Raw genomic sequence first — 24,921 nt, forward strand, 5'->3', positions numbered from 1 at the left:
CCCGCCGGGGCGAACCTGAGACACTGGTGGGCAGATCGCGACCAGGGAAGGAGCAGGCATGTCGAAGCGAGCCCGCAAGCGCCGCGACCGCCGGAAGAACGGCGCCAACCACGGCAAGAAGCCCAACAGCTGAGTTCGGGCACGAACTGCGCCGTTCGAGCACGAACTGCGCTGTTCAAGCACGAAAAGGGCCCCGGTGCGCCGCACCGGGGCCTTCGCCGTCTTCGGGGTACTACTCCGCGTTCTGCTCGAGCCGGACCTCGGTCCGCTCGATCTTCACGTCACCGCGCCGCTCGACCGTCTGGTAGATCGACGCCCGCAGCTTCTGCTTGAACTCGTCCGGGGCGGTGTCGCCGCCACACTTGCGGTGCAGGAGCTGCTTGAGCTGCTCGTCGATGCCGTACTCCTCGAGGCACGGCGGGCAGTCCTCGATGTGCTTGCGCAGCTGCGCATCCCGCTCCGGGCTGCACTCGCGATCCAGCAACAGGAAGATCTCGGCGAGCGCCTCGGAACAGCGGACGTCGTCCTTGTGCGGCTCACGACCGGTGGTCATCGCGCTACCTCCTGCTTGGCGCCGCGGATGAAGCCGCGCTCGCGCGCGACGTCGGCGAGCAGGTTGCGCAGCTGGGCGCGGCCACGGTGCAGGCGGGACATCACGGTCCCGATCGGCGTGTCCATGATCTCGGCGATTTCCTTGTAGGCGAAGCCCTCGACGTCGGCGAGGTACACGGCGAGCCGGAACTCCTCCGGCAGCTGCTGCAGCGCGTCCTTGACGTCGCTGTCGGGCAGCCGGTCCATCGCCTCGACCTCGGCCGACCGCAGACCGCTCGAGGTGTGGCTCTCCGCCTGGGCGATCTGCCAGTCGGTGATCTCCTCGGTCGGCTGCTGCACCGGCTGACGCTGACGCTTCCGGTACCCGTTGATGTAGGTGTTGGTGAGGATGCGGTACATCCAGGCCTTGAGGTTCGTGCCTTCCTTGAAGGAGGCGAACGCGCCGTAGGCCTTGAGGTAGGTCTCCTGCACGAGGTCCTCGGCGTCCGCCGGGTTCCTCGTCATGCGCAGAGCGGCCGAGTACAGCTGGTCCAGCAGCGGCATCGCGTCGCGCTCGAAGCGCTCGGCGCGCTCTTCGACCGGCTCCTGCTCGGAGCCGGATTCGGGCACCGCGGAGTTCTGCGTGCTCGGCAAACCGTTCCCTTTCCCATCCGCGTCGAAGCGGTCCACACCCGTGGCCGGGTGCGCATACGACAGCTTCGAGGATACGCGGACGTGCTTGGCCGGGCCGGGTACACCGGCTGGCCGGGCGACGGCCTGCACACGGGCTCGTCGATCAGCAAGCTTTGACGGCACGTCCGTGTCAACACCGCACGATCCGGGCACATTCCCCGCCGCGGGAAAAGGACTTGCGCCTCCCGGCTACCGTGCACCCCATGGCCGGGAAGGGAACGCCGGCGACCGCCCTGCTCGCGAAGCAGAAAGTCGCACACAAGCTGCACGCCTACGACCACGACCCGAAGCACGAGTCCTACGGCCTGGAAGCGGCCGAGGTGCTTGGACTCGAACCGGACCGCGTGTTCAAGACGCTGGTGGCCGATGTGGACGGAAAACTGACGGTGGGCGTGGTGCCGGTCACCGGGCAGCTGGACCTGAAGGCGCTGGCCGCGGCGGTCGGCGGCAAACGGGCGAAGATGGCGGACGCGGCGGCCGCCCAGCGCGCGACCGGTTACGTCCTCGGCGGCATCTCGCCGCTGGGCCAGCGCTCGCGGCTGCCGGTGGTGATCGACGAGACGGCGGAGAAGTTCGAGACGATCTACTGCTCGGCAGGCCGTCGCGGGCTGGAGGTGGAGCTGGCGCCCGCCGACCTGGTGCGACTGACCTCCGCCACGGTGGCGCCCATCCGCGCCTGAGCCGGCGGGCGGCACCCGGCCACGACACCTCGGGTACGGCGCTGGGCGGACAGTGCCGTCCCCTCTCCGCCGCTGAACAGGCCCTGAGCGCCGCCCGGCGATGCCCTGCGCCTACGTCAGTGGCCGCAGCACCTTCGCGAGCCACTCGTGCACCGTGCGGTACACCGCCTCCAGGTCGGCGTCCAGCGCGTGCGTCCCGCGCACCACGACGACCTCGTGATGCGGCCCCGGCTTCGGGCAGCCGAACGCGTCGGTCTCGCCCTGCACGACCAGCGTCGGCACCTCCACGGCGTCCAGCTCGGCCTGCCTGCTCGTCTCCGGCCTGCCCGGCGGGTGCTCCGGGAACGCCAGGCACAGCACCGCCACCGCCTGCCCGGCCGCCGCCGTCCGGCACGCCACCCGCGCCCCCGACGAGCGGCCGCCGAACACCATCGGCAGGTCGTCGAAGCGGTCGCACAGCTCCTCGGCCACCGCGAGCCACGCCGTGTCCAGCTGCTTGGCAGGCGCGGGCGCTCGGCGGCCTGCCACCCGGTAGGGCTGCTCGACCAGCGCGACGTGCACCCCGGCCGCCTGTCCCGCGCGGGTGGCCGCGACCAGGTCCTTCGCCTCGATCCCGCCGCCGGCGCCGTGGCCGAGCATCAGCACCGCCTCACCGTCGGGTGCGCAATGCAGCTCCGCCATGGCCGGGCCGTGCGGTGTCGGGATCTCGATCCGGGTCATGGTTTCGGCAGGTCGAACAGGGCTTCGGCGGCGTCCAGGTCGGTGGCCGGCTCGACCCGCTCGATCAGCTCCGGGCCGTTGTTGCGCACGTTGCCGACCCGGTCGGACACCGGCCGCAGCTCAATGGTCTCCATCAGGTCCATCGGCGGCGCCAACAGCTCGCCGACCTCGGTGCGGTCCGGGTCGAGCCAGTCGACCCAGTTCCGCTCGTGGATGACCAGCGGCATGCGGTCGTGCACGTCGGTCAGCCGCCCGGCCGCGTCGGTCGTGATGATCGAGAAGGTGATCAGCTGCGGGGCATCCGGATCCTTCGGGTCGCGCCAGGTGTCCCAGATTCCGGCGAAGGACAGCGAGTGGCCGTCCGGCCGGGTCATGTAGAACGGTTCCTTCTGCTTGCCCGTGCGCCGCCACTCGTACCAGCCGTCGGCGGGCACGAGGCAGCGCCGCTGCGCGAGCGACTTCTTGAAAGCCGGCTTCTCGGACGCCGTCTCGGCGCGGGTGTTGATCATCCGGTTGCCGACGGACACGTCCTTGGCCCAGAACGGAACCAGCCCCCAGCGCATCACCCGCAGGCTGCGCACGGCGGGCTCGTCCTCCAGCACCTGCCCGTCGGCGTCCCGCGGGTGCCGCTGCACCACGGTGACCACGTTCTTGGTCGGCGCGACGTTGTAGTCGGCCTCGCGCGCCTTGCCGTCGGTCTCGTCCACGGCGTCGAACTCCTGGGCCAGATCGGCCGGGTTCTTCTTCGCCGCGTAGCGGCCGCACATGTCGCCCAACTCCTTCGGACCGGCTGCGGATAACCCATCGTGACACGGGTGGCGCACCACTGGCGAGCGGGATGGGGGATCATCTGTGCTCGGAAGGAGGCTCGGGGCTTGGCACGCAGGGACTGGCGCGATCTGGACGAAAGCGACGTCCGCGTGCGCCCGGGAAAGGGTTCGCGCCCGCGCAGCAAGCGCAGGCCGACCCACTCCGACGCCACCCAGGCGATGGTGATCGCGGTCGACCGCGGCCGTTGGACCTGCGCGATCGACAGCGACCCCGGCCGTCTGGTCACCGCCATGCGTGCCCGTGAGCTGGGGCGGACCCCGGTGGTCGTGGGCGACCAGGTCGGCCTGGTCGGCGACACCAGCGGCGAGCCGGGCACGCTGGCCCGCATCGTCCGGGTCGACGAGCGCACCAGCCTGCTGCGCCGCACGGCCGACGACACGGACCCGTTCGAGCGGGTGGTCGTGGCAAACGCCGAGCAGCTGCTCATCGTCACCGCGCTGGCCGATCCGCCGCCGCGGCCCGGGTTCATCGACCGTTGCCTGGTGGCCTGCTACGCCGGTGGCCTTCAGCCGGTCCTGTGCCTGACGAAGGCCGACCTGGCGAGCCCGGACGAGCTGCTGTCCCGCTACGCCGAGCTGGACGTCCCCGCGGTGGTGACCCGCTTCGACGAGGACTCGCTGCCGCTGGCCGAAACCGTGCGCGGCCGGGTGTCCGCGCTCGTCGGCCATTCCGGGGTCGGCAAATCGACACTGGTGAACCGGCTGGTGCCGGACGCCGAGCTGGCCACCGGCGAGGTCAGCGCGGTCGGCAAGGGGCGGCACACGTCCGTCGCGGCCGTCGCGCTGCCGCTGCCCGACGGCGGCTGGGTGATCGACACGCCCGGTGTGCGGTCGTTCGGCCTGGCGCACGTGACCGCGAACGACATCGTGGCCTCATTCGACGAGTTCGCCGAGGCCGCCGAAGAGTGCCCGCCGGGGTGCGGGCACCTGGGGCCGCCGGAGGACCCGGACTGCATGCTCGACGAGGTCGAGGACAAGCGCCGGCTGCCGTCGCTGCGCCGCCTGCTCGCGTCGCGGGCGGGCATGGAGGTTTGATCTTCGCCCGTTTTGCCCATCCCCGTCGGTGACAACCCACATGGGGGACATTCGACTGAGGGATCGACGGTCATGGTTCATGCTCATCGCGGGCGACGGCCCGGTGAAGCGCCCTCCGCCGCTGGCGTCCAAGGTCTCGCCTGCCACCGATCCGGTGAGCGTGAACTTCCCCGTCTGCGCCTGGCGGGTCTTGCCTCGCCGGGCAGAGCCAGGAGATGCGGGCCGTGGACGAGGTTCTCTACCTGAACCTGGGTCGACCTGGACGTGGCCAAGGCCACCGACACGCTCAACACCGGTGAACTGCCGCCGGAGGTGCTGGACAAGCTGAAGAACTCCGGCGCCGTCATCCCAGTCGAGATCTGGCTCGACTCCGACCAGCTGCCCGTGCAGGTGACGCGGGACCTGACGCAGGTCATGCAGGCAGCGGGTGCGCCGGCAGGCGCGCAGAACGCCACGATGACGATGAAGTACCGGGACTGGGGCGCGCCGGTCGACGTCGCGGACCCGCCCGCCGATCAGGTCGGCGAGCTGAAGACCGCGGACTGACAGAAGTAACGCGGGCGTCCTCTTGGGACATACCCCCGTTGGCCACACGAAGACGGGTGGCCTCGACCAAAGGGGAATGTTCCACATGAAGAAAACCGCTCTCGCGTCCGGGATCCTGGCGCTGGTGCTCGGGCTCACCGCGTGTGGTGGCGGGGAGTCCGGCTCCAGCGGCGGGACCGCGGGGCCGACGCTGTTCGGCAACGCCCAGGAACTCGTCCGAGCGGCGTCGGCGAAGACCGGTCAGGTGCAGTCGGCGAAGTTCAGCATCTCCGGCTCGATCGCCGGGCAGCAGATGACCGGCACCGGCGAGGGCCGCTTCAACGGCGCCGACAGCGCGATCGCCATGACGATGACCGTCGCCGGGCAGAGCCAGGAGATGCGCATCGTCGACAAGGTCCTCTACCTCAAGCTGCCGGAGCAGGCGCAGGCCGCGACCGGCGGCAAGCCGTGGGCGACGTTCCCGGAGGGCAGCGAGGCCGCGAAGACGCTGGGCGCGAGCCTCGAGCAGGCTGAGTCGAACGACCCGTCGAAGACGCTGGAGCAGATCGAAAAGGCCGGCACGATCACCCGCAGCGAGCAGACCACGCTCGACGGGCAGCAGGTCAGCCACTACTGGGTCACCATCGACGTGGCGAAGGCGTCCGACGAGCTGGCCTCGTCCGGCCTGCCCGCGGAGACGCTGGAGCAGCTGAAGTCGATGAACGTGACGTACCCGATGGAGCTGTGGCTGAACAGCGACCAGCTGCCGGTGCAGATCACGCAGGACCTCGGCCCGGTGATGCAGGCCGTGGGCGCGCCGGCCGAGGCGCAGCAGGCGAAGATCACGATGAAGTACAGGGACTGGGGCGCCCCGGTCGACGTCACCGCCCCGCCCGCCGACCAGGTGGGCGAGCTCAAGATCGGCGGCTGACACCGGTTGTTGCGGCGCGGTCTCGGTTCGCCGGGACCGCGCCGTTTTCCGTAACGCGAGTGTCCCTTCGCGACATATGTCCGGTAGTTCACCCGGCAGAGGTGATACGACCGGGGGGAACCCGCGTGAAGAAGCCAGCATTGGTCCTCGCACTCGCGTTGCTGATCGGCGCCTGCGGCGCGAAGCCCGCCGCCGGGCCCGCCCTCTTCGGCGACGCGCAGACGCTGGTGCGCGCCGCGACCGAGCAGACGGGCAAGGCCCAGACGGTGCGGTTCTCCGTCGCGGTGACCGTGGCCGGCCGCGAGACCACCGCCACCGGCGAGATGCGGTTCACGGAGCCCGGGTGGGCCATGAAGATGACGCACACCGCCGACGGCGTCACGTCCGAGACGCGGGTGGTGGACGGCGCGCAGTACGTGTCGATCCCAGAACAGGCACGAGGGCTCACCGGGGGCAGGCCGTGGGGCCGCTACTCGGCGGACAGCGCGAAGGGCAAGGAACTCGGCGCCATGATGCGCGAGTCCGGCCAGAGCGATCCCGCCCAGGTGCTCGACGACGTCCGCAAGGGCGGCACGATCGACCGCCGCGAGCAGACCACCCTCGACGGGCAGCTGGCCAGCCACTACTGGATCACGATCGACCTGGGGAAGACCTCCGGGCTGCCGGAGATGGCCGGCCGGACGGCGCCGATGGAGTTGTGGCTCGACGCCGACCAGCTCCCCGCCCAGATGCTGTTCGACTTCAGCGGGCTCGCGTCCGCGGGCGACCCGCAGATGGGCCCGATGACCATGCGCTACACCGGCTGGGGCGAGCCGGTCGACATCGCCGCCCCGCCTGCCGACCAGGTCGCCGAGCTGGCCGGCTAACCCATGTGCGGGTAGCCGATCGCGGTGGGCGCGTCGAACGTCTCCTTCACCGACCGCGGGCTCGTCCACCGGAGCAGGTTGAACATCGACCCGGCCTTGTCGTTCGTGCCCGAGCCGCGGGAGCCGCCGAAGGGCTGCTGGCTCACGATCGACCCGGTCGGCTTGTCGTTGACGTAGAAGTTGCCCGCCGCGAACCGCAGCGTCTGGTGCGCCTGCTGCACGGCGGCCCGGTCGTCGGCGAACACCGCGCCGGTCAGCGCGTACGGCGAGGTACGGTCGACCAGTTCGAGGATCTCGCCGTACGAGCCGTCGTCATAGACGTGCACCGCGAGGATCGGGCCGAAGTACTCGGTGGCGAACGCGGTGTGCGCCGGATCGGCGGACACCAGCACGGTCGGCTCGACGAAGTACCCGATCGAGTCGTCGCAGTGGCCGCCGACCAGCACGTCGAGGTCGTTGTCCGCGTCCACGCTGTCGAGCAGCCGCTGGTGCTTCGCGAACGCCCGCGCGTCGATCACGGCTCCGCCGAACACCGACAGGTCCGCGACGTCGCCGTACTTCACGGTCCGCGTCAGGTCCGCCAGCTCGTCCCGCAGCCCGCTCTCCCACAGCGACCGGGGGATGTACGCGCGCGAGGCCGCGGAGCACTTCTGCCCCTGGTACTCGAACGCGCCCCGGACGAGCCCGGCCACCAGTTTCTCGCGGTTCGCCGAGGCGTGCGCGACGACGAAGTCCTTACCGCCGGTCTCGCCCACGATGCGCGGGTAGCTCGCGTAGGTGTCGAGGTTCTCCGCGATCCGCCGCCACAGGAACTTGAACGTGGCGGTCGAACCGGTGAAGTGCAGGCCGGCGAACCCGGGGTCGGCGAGCGCGACCTCGCTGACCGCGTGCCCGTCGCCGGTCACCAGGTTGATCACGCCCGGCGGCAGGCCGGCCTCCTCGAACACCTGCATCGTGTAGTGGGCGGCGAGCTGCTGGGTCGGTGTCGGCTTCCAGACGACCGTGTTGCCCATCAACGCGGGCGCGCTGGGCAGGTTCCCGGCGATCGCGGTGAAGTTGAACGGGGTGATGGCCACGACGAACCCGTCCAGCGGCCGGTAGTCCATGCGGTTCCACGCGCCCGGCACCGAGTTCGGCTGCTCGGCGAGGATCCGGCGCGCGTAATGCACGTTGAACCGCAGGAAGTCGATCAGCTCGCAGGCGGCGTCGATCTCGGCCTGCTGCACCGACTTCGACTGGCCGAGGATCGTCGCGGCGTTCAGCGTGTCGCGGTGCCGGCCGGCCATCAGGTCCGCGGCGCGCAGGAACACCGCGGCGCGCTCGTCGAACGGCATCTCCCGCCAGGCGGGGCCGGCCTCCTTCGCGGCGGCGACCGCATCCGCGACGTCCTCGCGGGTGGCCTGCGCCGACGTGCCCAGCACGTGCGCGTGGTCGTGCGGCTGGACGACGTCGAAGGTGTCCCCGCCCGCCATCCGCCGCCTGCCGCCGATGGTCTGCGGCAGCTCGTGCTTGTCGCCCTCCAGCTCGGCGATCCGGCATTGCAGCGACTCCCGCTCGGGACTGCCCGGCGCGTAGGTCCGGACGGGCTCGTTGACCGGGACGGGCACGTTCGTGATGGCGTCCATGCCTACCTCCTCGACGGCTGCTGTAAACGCTAGAGCAGGTCGAGCAGGAACGGCAGCTCCTGAGGCGCGTACCAGGCCAGTTCGTGGTCCTCAGCCTCGCCGAGGACGAACTCCGCGTCCGGGTCGCCGAGGTCCGCGGCGTCGACGACCCGCGCGGCCGCGCGCACGGCCTCCTCGGCCTCCTCCGCGTCGACGTGCACGGCCGCGACGTCCTCGTAGCTGATCGGCCCAGACAGCTTCACCACCGGCGCGTCCAGGTCCGGCCGCGGCGTCGCGTTCTCGACGTCGACCGAGATCACCACCCGGCGCGGAAGCTCCTTGGCGTCCTCCTCGGCGGCCCCGATCAGCCGCAGCGACGCGCGAGCGGCGTCCAGCAGCGCGACGTACTCCAGCTCCTCGGTGTCCCCGCTGAGGTAGGACTCGCGCAGCGCCGGGGTCAGGGCGAAGCCCGTCCCGCCGGGCGGCTGCAGCCTGCCGTCCGCCACCAGCCTGCGCAGCATTCCGATCGTGCCCGGAAGGTAGACCCTCACCAGCTCGCACCCTTCAGCTCTTCCAGTGAATCCTCGATCATCCCCACGAGGACGTCCATATCGGACAGCGCCTTGCGGTCACCGTTGAGTCCGAAGTAGACGCCACCGTGGTAGGACGTGACCCCGATGGCCAGCGCCTGGTTGCGCGCCAGCGGGATCACCGGGAACATCTCGGTCATCCTCGCCTGCCCCGCGTACAGCGGCACCTGCGGCCCCGGCGAGTTGATGACCAGCAGGTTGAAGATCCGCCCGGAGAACGAGCCCGCCGCGCGGGCGGCGAGCGCGTGCATCGTCGCCGGGGCGAACCCGCCCACCTTGAGCATCGCGCGGGCGGCCACCGAACGGCCCGAGTCGGCGTGCGCCCGCAGCGTGTGGCTGATGTGCTGGAGCCGCAGGACCGGGCTGGGCTCACCGACCGGCAGGTCCACCAGGTACGGCTCGACCTCGTTGTTGACCAGTCCGGCCGGGGAGAACTCGACGGTGTCCGGTTCGAGCACGGCCAACGGGACCAGCGCGCGGACCGTGGTCGCCTCCGACACGCCCTCACCCCGGGAGAGCAGCCACTCGCGCAGCGCGCCGGTGATGGCGGCGAGGACGATGTCGTTGACCGTGACGCCGTGCTCGGCGCGGATCTTGCGGTAGTCCTCCAGCCGCGTGCGCACCACGTCGAACACGCGGCCGCCGGACACGTGCCGGTTGAGCGGCCCGGACGGCGCCGGCTGCAGGACCCGGTGGACCGCGGCGGCGACCCCGCCGACCGCGTCGGTGACCTTGCCCGCCGTGGCGGACAGGTCGCTCACCACGTCACGCACGTTCTCGACGAGTTCACCCGGACGGCGGACCGCCTCGCTGACCGCGTCGAGCACCAGCTGGGCGGGGCTGGGCAGGCGGCGGGGCGACCAGGTGTCCTCGTACGGCTCACAGGCCTGCGGCATCGTGTCCAGGATCAGCTGTCCCAGCTCGACGGTGCCGGTGCCGTCCACGACGGACTGGTGGGTCTTGGTGACCAGCGCGACCCGGTCGCCCGCGAGCCCTTCGACGAAGTAGGCCTCCCACAGCGGGCGCTCGTGGTCCATCGGGCGGGCCATCAGGCGGGCGACCAGGTCGTACAGCTGGTCGTCGGTGCCCGGGCCGGGCAGCGCCGAGCGGCGGACGTGGTAGTTGAGGTCGAAGTCGACGTCGTCCACCCACACGGGGCGGGCGAGGTGGCCGGGCACGTTCAGCACCCGCTGCCGGTAGCGCGGCAGGAACGCGAGGCGCTGACCGATCAGGCACAGGAGCTGCTCGTAGTCGAAGCCGTCGCGCGGCCGCTCGAAGACCGCGACGCCACCCACGTGCATCGGCGTCGTCGCGTCCTCCAGGTAGAGGAACGAAGCGTCGAGTGCGGAAAGGCGATCGGGCATGACGCGATCCTGACACAGACTGGTCTACTAGTGCTCGTGGCTGAAACGACCGTCTCCCCCAAAGACCGATTCCTGACCGTCTACGGGCGCAAACCGGTCCTGGAGGCCCTGGACGACCCGGAGCTCCGGGTGGACAAGGTCATCCTCGCCGACACCGCCCGCGGTCCGGCCGCGGCGGAGATCCAGCGGGCGGCGAAGGCGGCGGGCGTGCCGGTGCAGCGGGCGAGCGCGCACCGGGTGAAGGTGCTGGCCGGCAACGGCAAGCAGGACCAGGGTGTGCTGGCGGACGTGGTCGCGCCCCTGATGCGGCCGCTGAGCGCCGCGCTGGCCGACGCGCCGGCGCGGGTGCTGCTGCTGGACGGCATCACCACGCCCGCGAACGTGGGGATGATCCTGCGCACCGCGACGGCGGCCGGGCTCGGCGGGATCGTCGTGCCGCGTCGGGGTGTGGCGGCCCTGGACCCGCTGGTCGTGAAGGCCTCGGCGGGGGTCGCGTTCCGCGCGCCGGTCCTCCGCTGCGCGACGGCCGCCGAGGCCGCATCAATGCTGGTAGAGGCTGGATACGGATTGTATGCACTTGGTGCACAGGGCGGGTCGTCGCTGTTCGAGGCACCGTTGCTGGAGCGGGCGGCGTTCGTGCTGGGCGGGGAGACGGCGGGGGTGAGCGACGAGGTCGCGTCGCTGGTGACCGGATGGCTGTCGATCCCGATGCCGGGCGAGGTCGAATCGCTGAACGTGTCCGCGGCCGCGGCGGTGCTGTGCTTCGAACTGGTCAGGCGGGGAACAACGCGCTGAGCTCGGCGAGCGTGTCCGCCACCGTGGTGTGGTGCACGCCGACCATGCCGGCTGCGGTGGCGCCGTCGATGTTGGCCCGCGAGTCGTCGACCATGACGCAGCCGGTGACGGGGAGGCCGAGGCGTGCGGCGGTCAGCCGGAAGACCCGCGGATCCGGCTTGGCGATGCCGACCTCGCCGGAGAAGACGAACGCGTCGAAGTGGCGGGCGAGACCCCCGCGGCCGGCGCCACCGTCCGCATTGGACAGCACAGCGGTCCGGATTCCGCGTTGGCGCAGGGCATCAACGGCGGCCAGCAGGTCGGCGGCGTCCGGATCGGTCAGGACACCGGCGTAGTCGAGCACCAGTCCTCGCAGCACGTGCGGACCCTACCGGTCCCGTTCACACCATCGGGCCAAGGCTGTCCGGTTCTCCCGGGAGTGCCGCTCTAGGGAGCGGCATGACTCGACCGAGGGGGACCGATGACCGGACTGTGCAAGCTGTACCCGTACGAACCGAACCGGGGCGCGGCGCCGCCGGATTCGATTCCGGAACAGGCGGGGGCCGCCCGCACGTGGCGGCGCGGCCGTCCGGGCGAACCGCTCGAACTGCGCCACGCGAGGACCGTCCTGACGGCGATCCTGGAAGTCCGCTCCGGCCGGCGCGCGCCGGGCCAGTTGCGGGCGGTGGTCACGCCGCGGATGTACCAGCACCTGCGGGGCGTGCCACCGTCGCCGGGCCCGCGCTACACGGTGAAGTCGGTGCGGGCGAGCCACAGCGCGCCCGGCACGATCGAAATCTGCGGAACCGCGCACGCCGACCGCCGGGCGACCGCCGTGATGGCGAGGTTCGAACACTCCGAAGCCGGCTGGCGGTGCGGATTCTTCACCGTGGTGCAGCCGCAGAGACACCGCTGACCTGCGGGGCTCCTACTCCTGGCGGATCGCGTCCGTCAGGAGCCGGGGCGGCCGCGCCAGGCCCACCCACCGTGCGTGTGCCCATCTGCGGGCCCAGTGGGCACGCCCAAGGGGCGCACACGCGCGCCACCACCGGGCACACGCGCGCCGAAGGCGCGGGAAGCGGGCACCAAGGGCCGGGGCACCACTCGCCCATCAAGCACGCGGGGCGGCCACCACCACCCGGCCCACTCAGCCCACCAACCCACGCGGCAGCGGCACCACACACCCACCACCCGGCCCGCAAGGCGCAGGCCCACACCCAGCGAATGGCCACCCACCAAATAACGCGGGGGCGGCACCAACCGGTGCCGCCCCCGCGCAAAGACCCAGCTCAGCGACGCTTCTTGGTCTTCTTCGCCTGAGTGCGGGCAGCCGCGCGACGCTCGCGCCGCGTGCCCGCCGCGCCTTGGCCGTCGGAGGACGCCGTGGCCGTCCCGCGGGACTGCACGCCGCCCTGCTCGGCCGGCCCGGAGAAGGTCAGGCCCTGCTGCGGGTTCTCGTTGCCGAGCCCCCTGCCGCGCAGCGCGCTCGGCACCGGGGAGCGCGGCGGCTCGGGCTGCTGCGGCGGCACGGGCTGTGCGTGACGCCCATTGCCCGCCGCCGCAGGCGCGGCCGCGGCCGGAGCCGCCGCCTCCTGCGGCTGCGCCGCCTCGACCTGCAGGTTGAACAGGAAGCCGACGGCCTCCTCCTTCAGCGAGTCCAGCATGGCGTTGAACATGTCGAAGCCCTCGCGCTGGTACTCGATCAGCGGGTCGCGCTGCGCCATGGCCCGCAGGCCGATGCCCTCCTTGAGGTAGTCCATCTCGTAGAGGTGCTCACGCCACTTGCGGTCCAGCACCGAGAGCAGCACCTGCCGCTCCAGCTGCCGCATCGCGCCCTCGCCGACCCGCGCGTCGATGTCGGCCTCGCGCCGGGCGTAGGCGGCCTTCGCGTCCTCGACCAGCGCGTCCCGGAGCACCTCGGCACTGAGGTCCTCGTGCTCCTCCATCAGGTCTTCCCAGTTCAGGGACACCGGGTAGAGCTGCTTGAGCGCGGTCCACAGCTTCTCGTGGTCCCAGTCCTCGGCGTAACCCTCGGCGGTGGCGCCCTCGACGTACGCGGTGAGCACGTCGACCAGCATGTGCTGCATCTGCTCGGAGAGGTCCTCGCCCTCAAGGACGCGGCGGCGCTCGGCGTAGATCACCTTGCGCTGCTGGTTCATGACCTCGTCGTACTTGAGGACGTTCTTGCGGATCTCCATGTTCTGCTGCTCGACCTGCGTCTGAGCGCTCTTGATGGCCCGCGAGACCATCTTGTGCTCGATAGGCATGTCGTCGGGCAGCCGCATGGTCGTCATGACCCGCTCGACCATCACCGCGTTGAACCGGCGCATCAGCTCGTCACCGAGCGACAGGTAGAACCGCGACTCACCGGGGTCGCCCTGACGGCCGGAGCGGCCGCGCAGCTGGTTGTCGATGCGCCGCGACTCGTGCCGCTCGGTGCCCAGGACGTACAGGCCGCCCGCCTCACGGACCTCCTCGGCCTCGGCCTTGACCTCGGCCTTGACCTCTTCGAGCACCTTCGGCCACAGGGCCTCGTACTCGGCGGAGTTCTCGACCGGGTCCAGGCCGCGCTCGCGCAGCCGCTCGTCGGCGATGATGTCCGGGTTGCCGCCCAGCACGATGTCGGTACCGCGGCCTGCCATGTTGGTCGCGACCGTGACTGCGCCCTTGCGGCCGGCGCGCGCGATGATCAGCGCTTCCCGGTCGTGGTACTTCGCGTTCAGCACCTCGTGCGGCACGTTCAGCTTGACCAGCAGCTTCGACAGGTACTCGGACTTCTCGACGCTGGTGGTGCCGACCAGCACCGGCTGCCCCTTGGCGTGCCGCTCGGCGATGTCCTCGGCGACCGCCTCGAACTTCGCCTCCTCGGTCTTGTAGATCAGGTCCGGCTGGTCCTTGCGGACCATCGGCCGGTTGGTCGGGATCGGCACCACACCCAGCTTGTAGGTCTGGTGGAACTCCGCGGCCTCGGTCTCGGCGGTACCGGTCATGCCGGCGAGGCGGTCGTAGAGGCGGAAGTAGTTCTGCAGCGTGATCGTGGCGAGCGTCTGGTTCTCCGCCTTGATCTCGACGCCTTCCTTGGCCTCGATCGCCTGGTGCATGCCCTCGTTGTAGCGGCGGCCGGCCAGGATGCGGCCGGTGAACTCGTCGACGATCAGGACCTCGCCGTTGCGGACGATGTAGTCCTTGTCGCGCTTGTACAGCTCCTTGGCCTTGAGCGCGTTGTTCAGGTAGCCGACCAGCGGCGTGTTCGCCGACTCGTACAGGTTGTCGATGCCGAGCTGGTCCTCGATGAAGGCCACGCCCTTCTCGGTGACACCGACGGTCCGCTTGCGCTCGTCGACCTCGTAGTGGGTGTCGCGCTTCATCAGCGGCGCCATCCGGGCGAACTCGACGTACCAGCGGGCCGACTGCTCGGCCGGGCCGGAGATGATCAGCGGCGTCCTGGCCTCGTCGATCAGGATCGAGTCGACCTCGTCGACGATGGCGAAGTTGTGGCCGCGCTGGACGCAGTCGTCCAGGCTCCACGCCATGTTGTCGCGCAGGTAGTCGAAGCCGAACTCGTTGTTCGTGCCGTAGGTGATGTCGGCGTGGTAGGCCGTGCGGCGCTCGGCCGGGGTCATCTCGGACAGGATCGCGCCGACCTCGAGACCGAGGAAGCGGTGCACGCGGCCCATCCACTCCGAGTCGCGCTTGGCAAGGTAGTCGTTGGTGGTGACGACGTGGACGCCCTTGCCGGAGATCGCGTTCAGGTACACCGGCAGGACCGAGGTCAGGGTCTTGCCCTCACCGGTCTTCATCTCGGCGACCTGGCCGAGGTGCAGCGCCGCGCCACCCATCAACTGGACGTCGTAGGGGCGCTGGCCGAGCACCCGCAGGGCGGCCTCGCGGGCCACCGCGAACGCCTCGGGCAGCAGGTCGTCCAGCGACTCGCCGTCCCCGCCGTCGTGCCGCTCGCGGAACTCGGCGGTCTTCGCACGCAGCTCGTCGTCGGTGAGGTCCTTCACCTCGTCTTCGAGGGTGTTGATGTGTTCGGCGATGTTGCGCAGCCGCTTGATCATCTTGCCCTCGCCCGCACGCAGCAGGCGGTTGAGAACCATCCGGTCGACCTCACTAGCTGTTGGGACGCACCCAGGCTCAGTCCCTGGACCGCGCCGTGTCCGACACCTCTCCGACCCGTGGTGCGGGTCGTGCGCACCCTCCATCGTAGGGAAGGTGCGCGCGTCGGCGCACGCAACGTGCGAACATGCGCGATACGGCCCGCGCGCAGGTCGCGCGCGGGCCGTTCCGGACGCCGCTAGTGGTCGAGGCGGATCACGCCGTAAGCGAAGCCCTTGCGCCGGTAGACGACGCTGGGGACGCCGGCCTCGACGTCGTTGAAGAGGTAGAAGTCGTGTCCGACCAGCTCCATCTCGGAGAGGGCCTGGTCGATGGTCATGGGCTTGGCGGAGTGGTGCTTCTCCCGGACGATCCGGCCGGGGAGGTGTTCGGCGGCCTCGTCGTCCCAGCGCTGCTGGGTGGGCAGCTCGATGTCCTCTGGGAGGGCGGTCCCGACCTCTTCGGCCACGGGAGCCGGCGCCTCGAGCACTGCGGTCGACGCGCGGCCGGTGGCCGGCGTCGCTCCCGCGGCGACGGCGCTCGACGTCGCTTCGGCGACGGATTCCGGACAGCGGCGCCCGTAGTGGACGCGCCGGCGGTCGTGCATCTTGCGAAGGCGGTTCTCGAGCTTGTTGAGAGCGGTGTCGAGGGCGGCGTAGAAGTCACCCGCGGAGGCCTCGGCCCGGACGACCGGGCCCTTGCCCCGGCCGGTGATCTCCACCCGCTGGCAGTTCTTCAGCTGCCTGCGGTTGGGCTCGTGGAAGAGCTCGACCTCGTAGCGGAAGACCTTCTTGTCGTAGCGCTCCAGGCGCTCGAGCTTGTCACCGACGTGTGTGCGGTAGTGATCCGGCACCTCGACGTTACGGCCTTTGACGACGATTTCCATACACGACCTCCCTCATTGCGGAATGAGTTCGAGAGCTCTCCTGATGGATCGGCGCCGACGCCGCTCCCACCCGACCGGTCTGATGGCAGAACCGGGGGTCAATCTTCCGTCGGCGCCAGGGTCATCGGCTGTTCACCTCCCTGCCGGCGGGACTTGCTATAGCGCAGCACGCTAGCGCGGTAACGCGGATCACAAAACCCCCCGAGCCGGGGGATGTCACGGATCGGGAACCGGTGACGGTGCGCGTCCGAACCCGTCGGGGCGCGCTGACCTGCTGCTCCGTTCGGAGCAGGACGCGAGACCGGTTTTCACCTTGACATTGAGCCGTTTTCCGGCGTCCAGCCCCGTGGGTGACGGAACCGCGCTCCGGCCGCAGCACTCCCCTGGACGCTTGCGGATGAGCCGCTCCGGCGTTCCAGGGCCTCATGTCCCGACAACGGCCGGGGACCGCCTCGCGTTCCCGGCGAGTTGCGCCCGGGTGGGTGACAGACGCGAGATGCCTTGTCACACAAGGAAGATTCTTGAACGTCGATCAGTTGCGGTTGGACGGAGCGCCGGGTTTGCGCGCCGCCGGACGCGCTCCTCGACGGCCGGCTCGGTTGGTCCATTTGATCTAATCGCCGGCCACTGGAGGCCGGGGCGCCCAGAACTGTCGGTGCCCACCCGCACACTCTCCGCATGAAGCTCGCATTGGATCTGCTCCTCCCCGCCTTGTGCGCCGGCTGCGGGGTGGCCGGCGCCGCCTGCTGCGCGGCCTGCCTGCTCGACCTCGCCCGCCCGCACCCGGCTCCGCGCGGTTCGGCCGGGGTGCCGGTCTACGCACTGGCCGCCTATGAGGGCACCGCACGGCGTCTGGTGCTGGCCTACAAGGAACGCGGCCGCCGGGACCTGGCCGATCCGCTGGGCCGGGCCATGGCCGCCGCGGTGCCCCATCTCCCCGAGGCCAGGGCGGCTCCGGACGGGACGTGGTGGCTGGTCCCGGCCCCGTCGCGCCGGTCGGCGTCCCGGCAGCGGGGCGGCGCGCACCTGCTCCGCCTGGCCCGGCGGTGCGCCGCGCACCTGGCCCGTGCCGGGCACGCTGCCGCCGTCGCGCCGGCGCTGTGGTTGTCGTCCCGGGCCCGCGACGCGGTGGGGCTCGACCGCGACCAGCGCGCGGAGAACCTCGCCGGCCGGCTCCGGCTCGAGCCGCGGGGCCACCCACCGCCGGGCGCCCCGGTCGTCCTGCTGGACGACGTGACCACCACCGGCGCGACGATCGCCGCCTGCACCCGGACACTCGCCACCGGAGGCTGGGAGGTGACCTCGGCACTGGTGCTGACCGCCGCTCGGTGACCTGGAGACCCCGCTGCTCACTGTCACGTGCCCTGACAGCCGCCGGTGACGTGAGTCTCCGGAGCTCGCTGCCGTGTGCCCGAAGATCAGCCCGGGTAGAACGGCGACGCGTTGCCGCCGAAACTGTGCGGGTGCGGGCGCCACACCTCGCCGACGTCGGAGGCCGTCCACAGGCCACCGTCGTCCGCGACGACGATCGACCGGCCGGGCGCGGCGGTGATCGCGTGCACCGGGAGCGTCAGGTTCGAGATGTTGAAGGGGTCGAGCCGGAGCCCGTCGATCGGGATCTTGACCACCGGTTGCGACGGCATGGTCGTGGCGGCGACCAGGGCGTCCTGGCTGAGCCAGTCGACGTCCACGACCCCGCCCAGGGTCCCGCCCTGCAGGATCCGCGGCGCGCGCAGCGTCACCGAGTCCTGGGCGCGCACCACCGACGCCACGAGCAACTGGCCGCCCGCGACCACCGCGGCCCGCGCGCCGTCGCGGGACAACCGCAGCACACTGATCGGACCGACCTGGAGGATCTCATCGGCGTTCACCACCTGCGGCACCCAGCTGCCGTCCGGCGTCCGCAACGCGCGGACCACCGTCTGCCCGTCCACGACGGTCCACACCTCACCGGAACCGTCCGCGGTGGCCGTGGGCCGCCAGGTCGGCCGGGTCATCGTCGCGCCCGCGAGGTCCACGGGGGCCGCGTCCTTCCCGAACTGGCCGACCCGCAACCGCTGCCGCCCGTCGGCGTATTCGACGATCGCCAGCTGACGCCCGTCGATCGACTGCGCCGCGCTCGCCACCTGGTAGCCGCTGCCCTGGCCGGCCGGGCCGGAGATCAGCGAACCGTCGCCGAGCGAGCGCACCCGCCCGTTCACAGTCACCAGCCCGGGCTGGTCCGCGCTCGGCGAGGCCAGCGCCGTGTAGGACGGCAGGTCGCTCGGCACCCAGTCCTCGTGCCCGTCCACCAGCGGGGCACCGTCGGACAACAGCCGCACCCGGTTCGTGGTCACCGACTGCAGGGACAGCACGATCTGCGCGGCGATCAGCCGCCGCACGTCCGCGGTCTCGTCGGCGACGCCGGTCAGCGGCACGACGAGCGCACCGTCCGGCGCGGTCGTCACGTTGCCTTCGGTGTTCGCATCCTCGGGAAGGAGGTTCCGCACCGCGCCGACCAGGCTCGTCGACGGCCCGGCCAGCAGCAGCCCGACCACGCGCCCGGCGAGGCCGGTCTGCGGTTTGCCCGCCACGTACCGCAGGTCGGGGACCACCGTGTTCGAGTCCTGCGCGAAGAAGAACGCCTGGACCCGCACGTAGTTCGCGGTGAAGTCGCTGTAGGGCATCACGAGGTTCGGCGGCGGGTTCGTGATCCGCCACTGCCCGTCGGACTGGCGCCGCACCAGCAGCTTCAGCTCGACCGGCGTGCGCAGCGAAATGAACGCGCCGTCCTCGCGCAGCGTGCCGAGGCCGGTGCCGCGCAGCACGACGTTGACCTCGTTCGGGTTCGCCGTCGTGTCCGCGCCTGTGGCCGGGACGGTGGCGAACACGTCGTCGATGATCGTGATGACCTTGCCGGGCGCCCAGGCCTTGCCCGCACCATCGTCGAGGTACATGCGTGCGGCGGCGTTGTTGCTGATCGGCTGGGCGCTCGCGCGGACGAAGTCGCGGACGACGGTCAGCGCGTCCAGGTCCTTCGCCGGCTGCGGCACGTCCGGGTTGACCGGCTGCCCCAGCTCCTGCTGCGGAACGGCGACGGGCTGCGATTCCTCGGGCACGTTCGCACACCCCGCGGCGAGCACGAGGCAGGCGAACAAGGCGAACAGGCGCGGCAGGACCCTCACACGCCCTCCCGTACGGACAGCCGCGCCCGGCCGGGAGGCGGCAGAACGGCGACGCTCACGGAATCGCCGCCGCGCCTCTGACCGGGTAGCCGAACAGCGGCGCTCACGCAGCCGACGCCAGACGTCCGGCTGAAACGCGGCGGCACAGCCGCCCTCAAGGAGTCGCGTCCGCGCGGCCGCGCCGCATCGAACCGCGGGCTGGGCCGCTTGAGCGGCGTCGCGGGCAGCTCACTCATGCGTCCTCCTTGCGCATCTCGCCGATCGTGATCGTGTACTCGGTCGGCAGGCCGATCTGCAGGTGCCCGTTGGTCGCCGGGGCGTCGTCCGGGACCAGGGGCAGCGGGCTCTCCTCGAAGGGCTCGTCCTGCTTGCGCGGCAGCGTCAGCCGGAAGCACGCGCCGTGCCCTGGCGCGCCCCACGCCTCCAGCTGGCCGCCGTGCAGGCGGGCGTCCTCGTGGCTGATCGCCAGCCCCAGTCCGGTGCCGCCGGTGCGGCGGTTGCGAGACGGGTCCGCGCGCCAGAACCGGTTGAACACCAGGTCGGCCTCCCCTGGCCGGAGGCCGACGCCGTGGTCCCGGACCGTGATCGCGACCGCGTGCTCGTTCGCCGCCAGCGTCAGCCGCACCGGGTTGCCCTCGCTGTGGTCCACCGCGTTGGCCAGCAGGTTGCGCAGGATCCGCTCGACGCGGCGCGCGTCGATCTCGGCGAGCGTCTCCTCCTCGGGCAGCTCCAGCTCGATCTCGGTTTCCGCGTTGCCCGCGATCACCCGCACCTGCTCCACCGCGCGCCGCGCGATCGACGACACGTCGATGAACTCCGCGGCCAGCTCCTCGACCCCGGCGTCCAGCCTGCTGATCTCCAGCAGGTCGCCAAGCAGCGCCTCGAACCGGTCCAGCTCGTCGACCAGCAACTCGGTGGAGCGGGCCAGCCCGGCGGGGAACTGCTCACGCGACGCGTGCAGCACGTCCGCCGCCATCCGCACCGTCGTCAACGGGGTCCGCAGCTCGTGCGACACGTCCGAGGTGAACCGGCGCTGCAGCGTGCCGAACTCCTCCAGCTGCCGGATCTGGTGCTGGATGCTCGCCGCCATCTCGTTGTAGGACACGGCGAGCTTCGACAGGTCGTCCTCACCCGTCACCGGCAGACGTTCGTCCAGCTCACCGCCCGCGAACCGGGCGGCGGCCGCCGCGGCCTGCCGGACCGGGCGCACGACCTGCCGGGTGACCAGGTTCGCGATACCGGCCAGCAGCACGAGCAGCACCAGACCGCCGACCAGCAGCGTGTTCTGCACCGTCTGGACGGTGTTCTGCTCCGCGGTCATCGGGAACAGCAGATACAGCTGGATCGGGCGGCCGGTGCTGGTGACCGGCGCACCGACGATCAGGTGCGTCGTGCGGGTGCCGTCCGCGTCGGTGTCGGTGTTGATCTGCCAGGCGACCTGGTTGTTCTCAACGAACCGCTGCAGGCCGTCCGGCACCTTGGTGATCGGCCCGGCCGAATCGGTCGAGTCCTCCCCGCCCGCGGTCAGCACCGGCTCGAACGCGCCCGCCGCCGACGCCGCCGTGCCCTGGTCCTCCGACGAGCTGCTGGTGATCTTCTTCAGCGCGTTCTGCAGCCGGTCGGCCAGCGCGTCCTGGTCGCTGATGCCGACCAGCTCGTTCTCCGCCGTGCGCACGACCTGCAGGGTCTGCGCGACGGCGGCCTGCCGCTTGGTGTCGGTGAGGCGCTGGGTGATCTGGTTCTGCAGCACCATGCCCAGCACGAGACCGACCGCCGACGACAGGGCGAGCGTCGACACGGTCACCTTGAACTGCAGCGACCGCCGCCACAGCACGCCGAACGCGACCGCGCGGCCGCGGGCGTAGGCGCCCGCGCGGGGGGCCAGTCGCAGCACCGCGCAGACGAAGGCCAGGACTCTTCGCTTCATGTGTCTGTTACGGCGGGCCCGCCTTGTACCCGACGCCGCGCACGGTCAGGACGACCTCGGGGTGCTCGGGGTCCTTCTCGACCTTCGAGCGCAGCCGCTGCACGTGCACGTTGACCAGGCGGGTGTCGGCCGCGTGCCGGTAGCCCCAGACCTGCTCGAGCAGGACCTCGCGGGTGAACACCTGGCGGGGCTTGCGGGCCAGGGCGACCAGCAGGTCGAACTCCAGCGGGGTGAGCGGGATGGCCTTGCCTTCCCGGGTCACCTCGTGACCTGGCACGTCGATGGTCAGGTCACCGATCGTCAGCGTCTCGGCCGGCTCGGCCTCCGTGCGCCGCAGCCGGGCGCGCACCCGGGCGACCAGCTCCTTCGGCTTGAACGGCTTGACGACGTAGTCGTCGGCGCCGGACTCCAGGCCCAGCACGATGTCGACCGTGTCGCTCTTCGCGGTGAGCATGACGATCGGCACGCCCGACTCGGCCCGGATCGCCTTGCAGACGTCGATGCCGTTCATGCCGGGGAGCATCAGGTCGAGCAGCACGAGATCGGGTTTCAGCTCCCGCAGGGCGGGAAGCGCCCGGGAGCCGTCCGCCACCACCGCGGTGTCGAACCCCTCGCCGCGCAGCACGATGGTGAGCATCTCCGCGAGAGCGGGGTCGTCGTCGACGACCAACACACGTGCCTTCATGACCACATATTCGCACTACGGAGACCGTTCGTGACGTCCGACCCTGCGAAGACGTCACGAACTGAGCACACCGGTTAGCCCGGATGGACCAGCCGGGTGACGAGGGCGGCGTGGTCGACCCCCGCCGCGCCGTCCACGACGTGCCATCCGGACAACCAGGACGCGGCGGCGAGCTCGTCGTAGACGGCCGCGCAGCGGGCCTGAAGGTCGTCGTCGGACTCGAACGCGTCCTTGGCCCGGGCGGCGTCGGTCGAGGCGCGTTGCTCGGCCCGCCGGGCGGCGACGGCGGGCGGGACACGCAGCAGGATCTGCGCGTCCGGCAGCGGCAGGCCGAAGCGGTCGATCTCGATCTCGCGGACCCAGCGGACGAACTCGCCGTCGGCGTGCTGCCGCAGGCGGGCCGCGCCGTAGGCGGCGTTGGAGGCGACGTACCGGTCGAGCAGGACGACGTCGTGGGTGTCGAGGCCGGCGCGGATCTCGGGCGCGGCCTCGCGACGGTCGAGGGCGTAGAGCAGGCCCATGCCGTAGACGGAGTCGGTGAGGTCGCCGTGGCGGCGGTGCAGGCCCTCGTGGATGAGGTCGGCGTGCACGCTGCGGCCGTAGCGGGGGAAGGCGAGCGTGGTGACCGTGCGGCCCTGGTCGTGCAGCGCCTTGGTGAGGCCGTCGGTCAGGGTGCGCTTGCCCGCACCGTCGAGCCCCTCGATGACCACCAGGTTTCCCACGGGGCTCAGGCTATCCGGCGGTGGTCAGCGCACTTCGAGGCCGTGCGCCTTGGCGACGTCGGCCTGCCGCTGGTCGCGGGTGACCATCACGATCGGCTCACCATCGGTGAGGGCCGCGGTGTCGTTGAGGGCGACCGCGAGGTGGATGGCATCCAGGGTCCGCAACGGGTGGTTGTCCATCACGAGCCGCCGCGCGGCGGGCAGGATCCTCGACGCGACCAGCGGAATCACGCCCAGCAACCCGGTCCGGGCGTCCTCGTCGAACTGGTTCAGGAACTGCCTCCCGTCGGGGATGCGACCCGTGCGCTTGGCAGCCGTCATGGCGCTCGCGAACTCGACGCGGGTGAGTTCGCTGGTGAGCACCCGGTGACGGCCGGACAGGAGCAGCTCACGCAGGTCGGCGTGGCCGGGCTCGTCCGCCAAGAAGGCGCCGACAACCGCGCTGGTGTCGGCGTACAGCGCGGTCACCACTCGCCACGCGTCCAGTCCAGGGCCTCGCTCACCGAGGTTCCCCAGCCCGCCGACACGCGGTCGAGCTCGTCGTGCCCGGGCGCGGGGCCGTCCGGCTCGAAGGTGACGAGCTTGCCGTCGGCCAGGAGACGCTCGTGCCACTCGCGCGGGGTCTCGTCGTGTCCGACACCGGCACGCAGCCACTCGGTCGCCAAGTCGTTGACGCTCCGCCCCTCGGCCTCAGCCCTGGCCTTGAGCCTGGCGTGCAACTCGCGATCGATCCGGAGGATCAGTTGCTGCTTCACACCGAGATGCTATCACAGGCGGACATCGATGATAGCACCTCGGCGCGGCAGGGTGCGCTCAGTAGCGGTAGTGCTCCGACTTGAACGGGCCCTCGACGTCGACGTCGATGTACTCGGCCTGCTCCTTCGTCAGCTTGGTCAGCTCGCCGCCGAGGGCTTGGAGGTGGATGCGCGCCACCTTCTCGTCCAGCTTCTTCGGCAGGCGGTACACCTCCTTGTCGTACTCCTCGTGCTTGGTGAACAGCTCGATCTGCGCGATGACCTGGTTGGAGAAGGAGTTCGACATCACGAAGCTGGGGTGCCCGGTCGCGTTGCCCAGGTTCAGCAGCCGGCCCTCGGACAGCACCAGCACGCTGTGGCCGTCCGGGAAGACCCACTCGTCGACCTGCGGCTTGATGTTGATGCGGCGGATGCCCGGGTAGCGGGCGAGCCCGGCCATGTCGATCTCGTTGTCGAAGTGGCCGATGTTGCCCACGATCGTCTGGTGCTTCATCCGGGCCATGTGCTCGGCCATCACCACGTCCTTGTTCCCGGTCGTGGTGATCACGATGTCGGCCTCGGGCAGCGCCGACTCCAGCGTCTTGACCTGGTAGCCGTCCATCGCCGCCTGCAGCGCGCAGATCGGGTCGATCTCGGTCACGATCACCCGCGCGCCCTGGCCGGACAGCGACTCCGCCGCACCCTTGCCCACGTCGCCGTAACCGCAGACCACCGCGACCTTGCCACCGATCAGCACGTCGGTGCCGCGGTTGATGCCGTCGATCAGCGAGTGCCGGATGCCGTAGCGGTTGTCGAACTTCGACTTGGTCACCGAGTCGTTGACGTTGATCGCCGGGAACAGCAACTCACCCGCCGCCGCCAGCTGGTAGAGCCGCAGCACACCCGTGGTGGTCTCCTCGGTCACCCCGCGCACGCCCTGGCCGATCCGGGTCCACTTCTGCCCGTCCGCGGCGAGCGACGCCCGCAGCAGCTCCAGCACGACCTTCCACTCGTCGGAGTCGTTGTCGTCGGGCTGCGGCACCACCCCGGCCGCCTCGTACTGGGTGCCCTTGTGCACCAGCAGCGTCGCGTCGCCACCGTCGTCGAGGATCATGTTCGGACCCTCGCCGTCCCAGGTCAGCATCCGCTCGGTGCACCACCAGTACTCCTCCAGCGACTCGCCCTTCCAGGCGAACACCGGCACCCCCTGCGGCGCCTCCGGAGTCCCGTGCGGGCCCACCACGACCGCGGCCGCCGCGTGGTCCTGCGTGGAGAAGATGTTGCACGACGCCCAGCGCACCTCGGCGCCGAGCGAGACCAGCGTCTCGATCAGCACCGCCGTCTGCACCGTCATGTGCAGCGAACCCGACACCCGCGCACCGCGCAGCGGGTTCACCTCCGCGTACTCGCGGCGCAGCGCCATCAGCCCCGGCATCTCGTGCTCGGCCAGCCGGATCTCCTTGCGGCCGAACTCGGCCAGCTCCAGATCCGCGACGGCGAATTCCACCCCGTTGCGGGTGTCGTGCCACTTCGCAACGCTTTCGGGGGTCATAGCGGCATTT

Annotated in this window: 26 protein-coding genes; 9 read left to right on the plus strand and 17 right to left on the minus strand. The window is 70.9% G+C overall.

Features of this window, described 5'->3' with window-relative positions; genetic code table 11:
- Positions 1 to 58 precede the first annotated feature (58 nt).
- Positions 59 to 133 carry a 50S ribosomal protein bL37 gene (locus tag AMETH_RS42805; protein WP_369794341.1) on the plus strand — a complete coding sequence of 25 codons (75 nt, stop codon included), beginning with the start codon at positions 59 to 61 and terminating at the stop codon, positions 131 to 133.
- Positions 134 to 232: 99 nt separating this feature from the next.
- On the opposite strand, the gene rsrA is transcribed toward AMETH_RS42805, so the two are convergent.
- The gene (rsrA, locus tag AMETH_RS28935; RefSeq protein ID WP_017984703.1) at positions 233 to 553 is read right to left on the minus strand and encodes a mycothiol system anti-sigma-R factor; all 321 of its coding nucleotides are present in this window, start codon (positions 551 to 553) and stop codon (positions 233 to 235) included.
- Positions 550 to 1,185 carry a sigma-70 family RNA polymerase sigma factor gene (locus AMETH_RS28940; protein WP_026153467.1) on the minus strand — a complete coding sequence of 212 codons (636 nt, stop codon included), beginning with the start codon at positions 1,183 to 1,185 and terminating at the stop codon, positions 550 to 552. The genes rsrA and AMETH_RS28940 overlap by 4 nt, the downstream gene beginning before the upstream one ends.
- A 242-nt stretch (positions 1,186 to 1,427) precedes the next feature.
- Here AMETH_RS28940 and ybaK point away from each other — a divergent pair, with 242 nt between their 5' ends.
- Complete coding sequence (gene ybaK / locus AMETH_RS28945) at positions 1,428 to 1,904, plus strand: Cys-tRNA(Pro) deacylase (protein WP_017984705.1); 477 nt, start codon at positions 1,428 to 1,430, stop codon at positions 1,902 to 1,904.
- 111 nt (positions 1,905 to 2,015) lie between these two features.
- Here the strand turns inward: ybaK and AMETH_RS28950 are convergent, their stop codons facing one another.
- Both AMETH_RS28950 and AMETH_RS28955 read right to left on the minus strand, forming a co-directional pair.
- Positions 2,016 to 2,624 carry an alpha/beta hydrolase family protein gene (locus AMETH_RS28950; RefSeq protein ID WP_017984706.1) on the minus strand — a complete coding sequence of 203 codons (609 nt, stop codon included), beginning with the start codon at positions 2,622 to 2,624 and terminating at the stop codon, positions 2,016 to 2,018.
- Positions 2,621 to 3,391, minus strand: coding sequence for an SOS response-associated peptidase (locus tag AMETH_RS28955; RefSeq protein WP_017984707.1), 771 nt, complete (start codon positions 3,389 to 3,391; stop codon positions 2,621 to 2,623). Before AMETH_RS28955 ends, AMETH_RS28950 begins: the two co-directional genes overlap by 4 nt.
- Positions 3,392 to 3,499: 108 nt before the next feature.
- Between AMETH_RS28955 and rsgA the strand changes: the two genes are divergently transcribed.
- The 4 genes from rsgA to AMETH_RS28975 all read left to right on the plus strand — a co-directional run bounded on the left by rsgA (position 3,500) and on the right by AMETH_RS28975 (position 6,811).
- A complete protein-coding gene (gene rsgA / locus AMETH_RS28960; protein ID WP_017984708.1) occupies positions 3,500 to 4,489 on the plus strand; it encodes a ribosome small subunit-dependent GTPase A in 990 nt (329 codons plus the stop codon).
- A gap of 264 nt (positions 4,490 to 4,753) precedes the next feature.
- Positions 4,754 to 5,035: a hypothetical protein gene (locus tag AMETH_RS28965; protein ID WP_017984709.1), complete on the plus strand. Its 282-nt coding sequence runs from the start codon at positions 4,754 to 4,756 to the stop codon at positions 5,033 to 5,035.
- 85 nt (positions 5,036 to 5,120) lie between these two features.
- Entirely contained in the window at positions 5,121 to 5,945 is an 825-nt protein-coding gene (locus AMETH_RS28970; protein WP_026153468.1) for an SCO4651 family lipoprotein, read from the plus strand.
- Positions 5,946 to 6,085: 140 nt separating this feature from the next.
- Positions 6,086 to 6,811: an SCO4651 family lipoprotein gene (locus AMETH_RS28975; protein ID WP_017984711.1), complete on the plus strand. Its 726-nt coding sequence runs from the start codon at positions 6,086 to 6,088 to the stop codon at positions 6,809 to 6,811.
- Here AMETH_RS28975 and pruA read toward each other — a convergent pair.
- The 3 genes from pruA to AMETH_RS28990 are packed head-to-tail and all read right to left on the minus strand — an operon-like array spanning position 6,808 to position 10,369.
- The gene (gene pruA / locus AMETH_RS28980) at positions 6,808 to 8,436 is read right to left on the minus strand and encodes an L-glutamate gamma-semialdehyde dehydrogenase (protein ID WP_017984712.1); all 1,629 of its coding nucleotides are present in this window, start codon (positions 8,434 to 8,436) and stop codon (positions 6,808 to 6,810) included. The two genes, AMETH_RS28975 and pruA, sit on opposite strands and share 4 nt — an antisense overlap.
- A gap of 29 nt (positions 8,437 to 8,465) precedes the next feature.
- Entirely contained in the window at positions 8,466 to 8,966 is a 501-nt protein-coding gene (locus AMETH_RS28985; protein WP_017984713.1) for a DUF6912 family protein, read from the minus strand.
- Positions 8,963 to 10,369, minus strand: coding sequence for a WS/DGAT/MGAT family O-acyltransferase (locus AMETH_RS28990; RefSeq protein ID WP_017984714.1), 1,407 nt, complete (start codon positions 10,367 to 10,369; stop codon positions 8,963 to 8,965). The genes AMETH_RS28985 and AMETH_RS28990 overlap by 4 nt, the downstream gene beginning before the upstream one ends.
- Before the next feature lie 30 nt (positions 10,370 to 10,399).
- Between AMETH_RS28990 and AMETH_RS28995 the strand changes: the two genes are divergently transcribed.
- Complete coding sequence (locus AMETH_RS28995; protein ID WP_017984715.1) at positions 10,400 to 11,164, plus strand: TrmH family RNA methyltransferase; 765 nt, start codon at positions 10,400 to 10,402, stop codon at positions 11,162 to 11,164.
- Here AMETH_RS28995 and AMETH_RS29000 read toward each other — a convergent pair.
- Positions 11,142 to 11,522, minus strand: a complete 381-nt coding sequence (locus AMETH_RS29000) for an HAD-IA family hydrolase (RefSeq protein ID WP_017984716.1) — start codon at positions 11,520 to 11,522, stop codon at positions 11,142 to 11,144. The genes AMETH_RS28995 and AMETH_RS29000 overlap by 23 nt on opposite strands.
- Before the next feature lie 102 nt (positions 11,523 to 11,624).
- Here AMETH_RS29000 and AMETH_RS29005 point away from each other — a divergent pair, with 102 nt between their 5' ends.
- Entirely contained in the window at positions 11,625 to 12,059 is a 435-nt protein-coding gene (locus AMETH_RS29005) for an Rv3235 family protein (RefSeq protein ID WP_017984717.1), read from the plus strand.
- Between the two features lie 373 nt (positions 12,060 to 12,432).
- Here AMETH_RS29005 and secA read toward each other — a convergent pair whose 3' ends face one another.
- Positions 12,433 to 15,243, minus strand: a complete 2,811-nt coding sequence (gene secA, locus AMETH_RS29010; RefSeq protein ID WP_017984718.1) for a preprotein translocase subunit SecA — start codon at positions 15,241 to 15,243, stop codon at positions 12,433 to 12,435.
- Between the two features lie 197 nt (positions 15,244 to 15,440).
- Complete coding sequence (gene hpf, locus AMETH_RS29015) at positions 15,441 to 16,127, minus strand: ribosome hibernation-promoting factor, HPF/YfiA family (protein WP_017984719.1); 687 nt, start codon at positions 16,125 to 16,127, stop codon at positions 15,441 to 15,443.
- Between the two features lie 678 nt (positions 16,128 to 16,805).
- On the opposite strand from hpf, the gene AMETH_RS29020 reads away from it, so the two are divergent.
- Positions 16,806 to 17,459 carry a ComF family protein gene (locus AMETH_RS29020; RefSeq protein ID WP_026153469.1) on the plus strand — a complete coding sequence of 218 codons (654 nt, stop codon included), beginning with the start codon at positions 16,806 to 16,808 and terminating at the stop codon, positions 17,457 to 17,459.
- An 86-nt stretch (positions 17,460 to 17,545) separates the two neighbouring features.
- On the opposite strand, the gene AMETH_RS29025 is transcribed toward AMETH_RS29020, so the two are convergent.
- The 7 genes from AMETH_RS29025 to ahcY all read right to left on the minus strand — a co-directional run bounded on the left by AMETH_RS29025 (position 17,546) and on the right by ahcY (position 24,911).
- Positions 17,546 to 19,291: an LpqB family beta-propeller domain-containing protein gene (locus AMETH_RS29025; RefSeq protein WP_017984721.1), complete on the minus strand. Its 1,746-nt coding sequence runs from the start codon at positions 19,289 to 19,291 to the stop codon at positions 17,546 to 17,548.
- 232 nt (positions 19,292 to 19,523) lie between these two features.
- Positions 19,524 to 21,218 (minus strand): MtrAB system histidine kinase MtrB, encoded by a 1,695-nt coding sequence (gene mtrB / locus AMETH_RS29030; RefSeq protein WP_017984722.1) that lies wholly within the window; start codon positions 21,216 to 21,218, stop codon positions 19,524 to 19,526.
- 7 nt (positions 21,219 to 21,225) lie between these two features.
- Positions 21,226 to 21,903, minus strand: a complete 678-nt coding sequence (mtrA, locus tag AMETH_RS29035) for an MtrAB system response regulator MtrA (protein ID WP_017984723.1) — start codon at positions 21,901 to 21,903, stop codon at positions 21,226 to 21,228.
- Positions 21,904 to 21,977: 74 nt separating this feature from the next.
- Positions 21,978 to 22,625, minus strand: coding sequence for a dTMP kinase (locus tag AMETH_RS29040; protein ID WP_017984724.1), 648 nt, complete (start codon positions 22,623 to 22,625; stop codon positions 21,978 to 21,980).
- 24 nt (positions 22,626 to 22,649) lie between these two features.
- Positions 22,650 to 23,096 (minus strand): type II toxin-antitoxin system VapC family toxin, encoded by a 447-nt coding sequence (locus tag AMETH_RS29045; RefSeq protein WP_017984725.1) that lies wholly within the window; start codon positions 23,094 to 23,096, stop codon positions 22,650 to 22,652.
- Complete coding sequence (locus tag AMETH_RS29050) at positions 23,090 to 23,380, minus strand: toxin-antitoxin system HicB family antitoxin (RefSeq protein WP_017984726.1); 291 nt, start codon at positions 23,378 to 23,380, stop codon at positions 23,090 to 23,092. Before AMETH_RS29050 ends, AMETH_RS29045 begins: the two co-directional genes overlap by 7 nt.
- A gap of 58 nt (positions 23,381 to 23,438) precedes the next feature.
- Complete coding sequence (gene ahcY, locus AMETH_RS29055; RefSeq protein ID WP_017984727.1) at positions 23,439 to 24,911, minus strand: adenosylhomocysteinase; 1,473 nt, start codon at positions 24,909 to 24,911, stop codon at positions 23,439 to 23,441.
- Positions 24,912 to 24,921: the final 10 nt, after the last annotated feature.

The organism is Amycolatopsis methanolica 239 (assembly GCF_000739085.1).
Lineage (GTDB): Bacteria > Actinomycetota > Actinomycetes > Mycobacteriales > Pseudonocardiaceae > Amycolatopsis_E > Amycolatopsis_E methanolica.

What these genes read in the sequence shown, in the direction of transcription:
- rsrA (WP_017984703.1), bottom strand. Translation starts at nt 553, where the DNA reads ATGACCACCGGTCGTGAGCCGCACAAGGACGACGTCCGCTGTTCCGAG.
- ybaK (WP_017984705.1), top strand. Translation starts at nt 1,428, where the DNA reads ATGGCCGGGAAGGGAACGCCGGCGACCGCCCTGCTCGCGAAGCAGAAA.
- AMETH_RS28950 (WP_017984706.1), bottom strand. Translation starts at nt 2,624, where the DNA reads ATGACCCGGATCGAGATCCCGACACCGCACGGCCCGGCCATGGCGGAG.
- AMETH_RS28955 (WP_017984707.1), bottom strand. Translation starts at nt 3,391, where the DNA reads ATGTGCGGCCGCTACGCGGCGAAGAAGAACCCGGCCGATCTGGCCCAG.
- AMETH_RS28970 (WP_026153468.1), top strand. Translation starts at nt 5,121, where the DNA reads ATGAAGAAAACCGCTCTCGCGTCCGGGATCCTGGCGCTGGTGCTCGGG.
- pruA (WP_017984712.1), bottom strand. Translation starts at nt 8,436, where the DNA reads ATGGACGCCATCACGAACGTGCCCGTCCCGGTCAACGAGCCCGTCCGG.
- AMETH_RS28990 (WP_017984714.1), bottom strand. Translation starts at nt 10,369, where the DNA reads ATGCCCGATCGCCTTTCCGCACTCGACGCTTCGTTCCTCTACCTGGAG.
- AMETH_RS29005 (WP_017984717.1), top strand. Translation starts at nt 11,625, where the DNA reads ATGACCGGACTGTGCAAGCTGTACCCGTACGAACCGAACCGGGGCGCG.
- secA (WP_017984718.1), bottom strand. Translation starts at nt 15,243, where the DNA reads ATGGTTCTCAACCGCCTGCTGCGTGCGGGCGAGGGCAAGATGATCAAG.
- hpf (WP_017984719.1), bottom strand. Translation starts at nt 16,127, where the DNA reads ATGGAAATCGTCGTCAAAGGCCGTAACGTCGAGGTGCCGGATCACTAC.
- AMETH_RS29020 (WP_026153469.1), top strand. Translation starts at nt 16,806, where the DNA reads ATGAAGCTCGCATTGGATCTGCTCCTCCCCGCCTTGTGCGCCGGCTGC.
- mtrB (WP_017984722.1), bottom strand. Translation starts at nt 21,218, where the DNA reads ATGAAGCGAAGAGTCCTGGCCTTCGTCTGCGCGGTGCTGCGACTGGCC.
- mtrA (WP_017984723.1), bottom strand. Translation starts at nt 21,903, where the DNA reads ATGAAGGCACGTGTGTTGGTCGTCGACGACGACCCCGCTCTCGCGGAG.
- ahcY (WP_017984727.1), bottom strand. Translation starts at nt 24,911, where the DNA reads ATGACCCCCGAAAGCGTTGCGAAGTGGCACGACACCCGCAACGGGGTG.